The sequence below is a fragment of the [Limnothrix rosea] IAM M-220 genome, assembly GCF_001904615.1.
Taxonomy (GTDB): domain Bacteria; phylum Cyanobacteriota; class Cyanobacteriia; order Cyanobacteriales; family MRBY01; genus MRBY01.
Map to the genome: position 1 here is coordinate 1 of NZ_MRBY01000090.1, position 4,615 is coordinate 4,615.

The 4,615-nt window shown below is 43.5% G+C and carries 5 protein-coding genes; all 5 read left to right on the forward strand.

The window, feature by feature from the left end:
- Positions 1–178: 178 nt before the first annotated feature.
- The 5 genes from NIES208_RS18245 to NIES208_RS18265 all read left to right on the forward strand — a co-directional run bounded on the left by NIES208_RS18245 (position 179) and on the right by NIES208_RS18265 (position 4,239).
- Positions 179–1,288, forward strand: coding sequence for a sensor histidine kinase (locus NIES208_RS18245; protein WP_075894412.1), 1,110 nt, complete (start codon positions 179–181; stop codon positions 1,286–1,288).
- A gap of 203 nt (positions 1,289–1,491) precedes the next feature.
- Positions 1,492–2,202 (forward strand): DUF4231 domain-containing protein, encoded by a 711-nt coding sequence (locus NIES208_RS18250; RefSeq protein WP_075894413.1) that lies wholly within the window; start codon positions 1,492–1,494, stop codon positions 2,200–2,202.
- A 129-nt stretch (positions 2,203–2,331) separates the two neighbouring features.
- Positions 2,332–2,991, forward strand: coding sequence for a 7-carboxy-7-deazaguanine synthase QueE (locus NIES208_RS18255; RefSeq protein WP_075894414.1), 660 nt, complete (start codon positions 2,332–2,334; stop codon positions 2,989–2,991).
- A complete protein-coding gene (gene queC / locus NIES208_RS18260; protein ID WP_075894415.1) occupies positions 2,992–3,666 on the forward strand; it encodes a 7-cyano-7-deazaguanine synthase QueC in 675 nt (224 codons plus the stop codon).
- A 93-nt stretch (positions 3,667–3,759) separates the two neighbouring features.
- Positions 3,760–4,239: a QcrA and Rieske domain-containing protein gene (locus tag NIES208_RS18265; protein ID WP_075894416.1), complete on the forward strand. Its 480-nt coding sequence runs from the start codon at positions 3,760–3,762 to the stop codon at positions 4,237–4,239.
- The last annotated feature ends 376 nt before the right edge of the window (positions 4,240–4,615 follow it).

The following is a 4,615-nucleotide window of genomic DNA, read 5'->3' on the forward strand; positions in this document are numbered from 1 at the left end:
TGTCTCCTTTTCTCTAAAGAATTTTGGCTACATTCTTATCCATAACTGACGTTACAGTAATAAAAAGTCAAAAAATATTATTCATTGATTATGCTTGATTACTAAAAAATAGCTCATAAAAATTGGCTCAAAGTAAGCTGTTTTAGATATGGATTTAACGAGCGGAACAATCAGTATCATGTTGGTAGCTTTAGGGGCTGGAATTATGTCCCTTGCTATTCTTGAAACCCGAAGATTGCTTGCGTTAGTAAAAGGAAATCGATCGAGTCGCACGTGGCGGGTACTTTTTTACTTGATGATCTTTTTCCTGTTTGGCTATGCGGGAGTTGCGATTTTAATTGGGATTAATATTTCATACGTCATTCTTTTATTGATTGGCACTATTTTTTTCTTGGGATCTTGTTTTGTCCTAATCGTTGTCAAAGCTGGTACTTTTACGATTAAAGAGCTACATCAAATTAGTGCAGTAAAACTAGAGCTACAAAAAGAAAAAGATGTGGCTGAGGCGATCGCCGATCTCCAGACAGAGTTTTTAAATATTATGAGTCACGAGCTGAGAACACCTTTAAACAGTATTTTAGGGTTCTCACAAATCTTAAATTTAAGCTTGGTAGAAAAACAAGAATTAGAATGTAGTCAAAATATCTACGATAGTGGTGTTCATCTGCTTAAAATCATTGACTATATTCTCGAATATACAAGTTTGCAAACAAAGAATATTTCACTAAATATTGAACTATTTTTTCTGCAAGACTTGATCGATGATGTGTGCAAAAAAAATGAGCCTGCCGCGATAGAAAATAACTTAGAAATAGTTACTTGGCATTTACTAGATACTTCTTTTGATGTCAAGAATGACTATCTATACATTGCGCAAATTCTCGAACATTTATTAAATAATGCAATCAAGTTTACTGAGTCTGGCACAGTGGCGATCGCCTGTCATGCGAATGAAACTGATGTGCTATTCATGATCCAAGATTCAGGTATTGGCATCAAGGCTGAACATATCCCAAAACTATTTAAACCCTTTAGTCAAGGAGATAGCTCCAATACTCGCTCCCATGACGGTATGGGATTGGGTTTAATATTGTGTCAACGAAGACTCGAAGCTATCGGCGGAACAATTTGGTTAGAGAGCAATGGTTTGCGCGCTGGAGTTATGCCAAGTCCTCTTTTAGCAAACCTACGCAACCAACTACTCGATTCTCCACAAGCTTTATCTGAATCAACCGGTACATTGGCTTTTTTTAGTTTTCCAATTAATGTGACCCGATTACCTCAGTAGACAGACGGCAACTCCGAAAATCACTCTTTTGTTTTGATGAAATTTCTCTCTTCAGATCACCGATAAAAACCTGTGCATTCCCTCGAAGAAATTGTTGAAAGTATAAATTTTCGTCATTGAGTCACCATTTTTCCCAAAAATCTCGAGAAATTTTCTATTATGCTCTAAGTTCTTTCGCCAGGATTCGCACGATTTAGTCTGCCATGCCACATTATCTTCAGGACTCCCTCGAACCAGTGATTGACAAGCTCGACCTTACAGAGCGGCAAAAGTCTTTTATTAAAGGGCGTTGGCTTGATCAACTGATTTATGCCGATAAACGTGCGAGTCGAGACCAGAAAAAATATTTTCGTCTACGCATGGTCACCATTGTGGGTGGTGTGATTGTCCCGGCTTTAGTGAGTTTAAATAATCTCGAAAATACTAAACTTCGCAATGCCATTGGCTGGGTCACCTTTGCCACAAGTTTAACTGTGGCCATTAGTGCTGCCGTTGAAGAATTTTTTCAATATGGTGAGAGTTACCGTCGCTTTCGGAATACCGCTGAGGGGATGAAAATTGAAGGTTGGTCTTTTTTCCAGCTGAGTGGCCCCTATGAAGATGCGACAAGTCATGCTGCGGCTTATAAAACCTTTGCGACCCATGTGGAAAACATCATCAAAAAAGATGTGGAAGGCTATAACGCTGAAATGATGCAGAAAAAGGAGCTAGAGCAGGAAGAGGAAACGCCACAGATAGTCACCCAGTCGGTTCAAACGGTCGAAAAGATTGAAACGACGGTAGCAACTTCGGTGGAGGAGGTGACTCCGAAACCGGAAGTAGAGGTTCCTGTGGCGGCTAAGGTGGAAACGGTTGCGCCTGAACCTGAAGTGCCTAAAACACCTGAAGTGTCTACTGCTGAAGAGGAAGAATAGAAGCCGTCGGCAGGTTTTGAAAATAGGACTTATGCAAAAGAAAATTGCAGAGTCGGCGATCGCCTTTTGCGAGGGAGACCTTTTACAATACGAAGAGGTTAAGGTATTGTTTTTTCTTCGACTTTGTTTATGGCAATTGCCGCCAACGCTGTGTCTTCTTCTGTTCTTGTTTCCCCCACTGATTTGCTCGAAACCAAAACGTATCCCATCGTTGAAACCTTCCACTCGCTCCAAGGTGAAGGGCAATGGTTTGGGGTATCTGCTTTTTTTATTCGATTAGCGGGCTGCGATGTGGGTTGTCCTTGGTGTGATACGAAGATTTCATGGAATCCGAAACGGCATCCCCCAGTGGCGATCGCCGCATTAGTCAAACAGGTGCGAGAAGCAAAGCCGCGCATTATTGTCGTGACAGGCGGTGAACCGTTGATGCATGATCTACAGCCCCTAACGGATGCCCTAAAGCCACTGGATATTCCCCTACATTTAGAAACTTCCGGTTCCCATGCCCTCAGCGGTCAGTTTGACTGGATTACCCTGTCGCCGAAAACATTTAAGCCACCATTACCTGATATTTATGCCCATGTGGATGAATTAAAAGTGGTGATCGATAACAAAACAGATTTAGATTGGGCTGAGGCTGAGGCAAATAAAATTAATCCTACTGCCCCGAAATATTTGCAACCCCAGTGGGAAAATCCGGCGAGCCAAGACTTGATTTTTCAATATATTCTCCAGCATCCTGACTGGCGTTTAGGCTTGCAGACCCACAAGTTTTTGGGGGTGCGCTAAATGAAAAAAGCTGTTGTTTTATTGTCTGGTGGTCTTGATTCGGCAACGAGTGCTGCTCAGGCGATCGCCGACGGCTTTGAGGTGATTGCCCTGTCGTTTCGCTATGGCCAAAAACATAGCCGTGAACTAGATGCAGCGGGCAACATTGCAACTCAGCTCGGCATTCGTGAGCATTTTGTCATGGATGTGAACTTGTCCCAATGGGGCGGTTCTTCGCTGACGGACGCTGCGCAGGAAATCCCAAAGGATGGCGTGCAAGCGGATGTGATTCCTTCCACCTATGTACCGGGACGCAACACCGTATTTTTGGCACTGGCCTTATCTTTGGCAGAGGCCAAGGAAGCTGAAGCGATTTATCTCGGTATCAATGCGGTGGATTATTCTGGCTATCCTGACTGTCGTCCGGAGTATCTCGAAGCTTATCAACAGTTAGCTAATCTCTCTTCAAAGGCCGGTATTGAAGGCCATGCGCCGCAACTTGTTGCTCCCCTCGTGCTAGATAGTAAAGTGGAAATCGTCAAAAAGGCGATCGCCCTCGGTGTTGATATTGCCGAAACTTGGTCCTGTTACCAAGGCAGCGAAAAACCCTGTGGCTTGTGTGATTCTTGTCGAATTCGTGATGAAGCCTTGACCCAAGCAGGCTACCCTGAGCTGACAAGCCAAGCAAAAGCGTAGAATTTCGTAACATCATCCTGTAGAGAGCGGAAGAATAATTGTAAATCCGCTATAACAGCAACAGGTTTTCAACACATTTGATGAGGAAAAAATATGGAACGCCGCAAATTTATGGGGTTGTTTGGTGTCGGGATGTTGGCATCATCTTTGCCCGTCGTACTTGCTGCTTGCTCTGGTAATACGACAGAAGAAGCTGTTGAAACAATTGAAGAAAAAGCGACAGAGGCTGGTGAGGCGGCGATCGCCAAGGCAGAAGAAGCAGGCACCGTAATGGCTGGCTATAGCAGTGTCGGTATGGTGGGCGATTTTTCGGGCGGTAATACTGTCTCGACTGAAATCGATGGCAAAAAAGTTTATGTTTTCCAGAACCCTGAGGACGAAAGTATTGTGGCTGTAGACCCCACTTGCAATCACCAGGGTTGTCCGGTCAAACTCGACGGCAGCGAACTTGAATGTAGTTGCCATGGTTCCCTGTTCCAGCTTGATGGTAGCTATGTGTCTGGCCCAGCCACCGCTGGTTTAACGGTCTATGAAGTGAAAACCGAAGGCGAAGAAGTTTACGTAAAAGTTTAAGCGGTTTAGTACAAAACAAGCTTTGTCAATTCAGCAAATCCCGTTCGATTTAGGATAGGATTTTTTATGTTTACTGTGGCTCAAGTCTTGCAATGGGGTTCGGCGATCGTCTCTTTTTCGTTGGATGCGAGAATCTATGGAGAATCCCTCCGCCTTCGGCACCTCCCTTTGAAAGCTATCCATTACGCAAAAGTCGCTGTAAAGGTTTAAAGAAGGAGCTTTGAAGCTAAACTTGCATTAGTAATCATAGAGTATAGATACAGAAAATGATGGAATCAGCAATTCTGACATCAAACTGGATTGGCTAAGAGGTAAACCCGCAACGATTCAGTGACCTGCGACATGCAAAACGATTAGGAAAAGTACTGGAAAAATT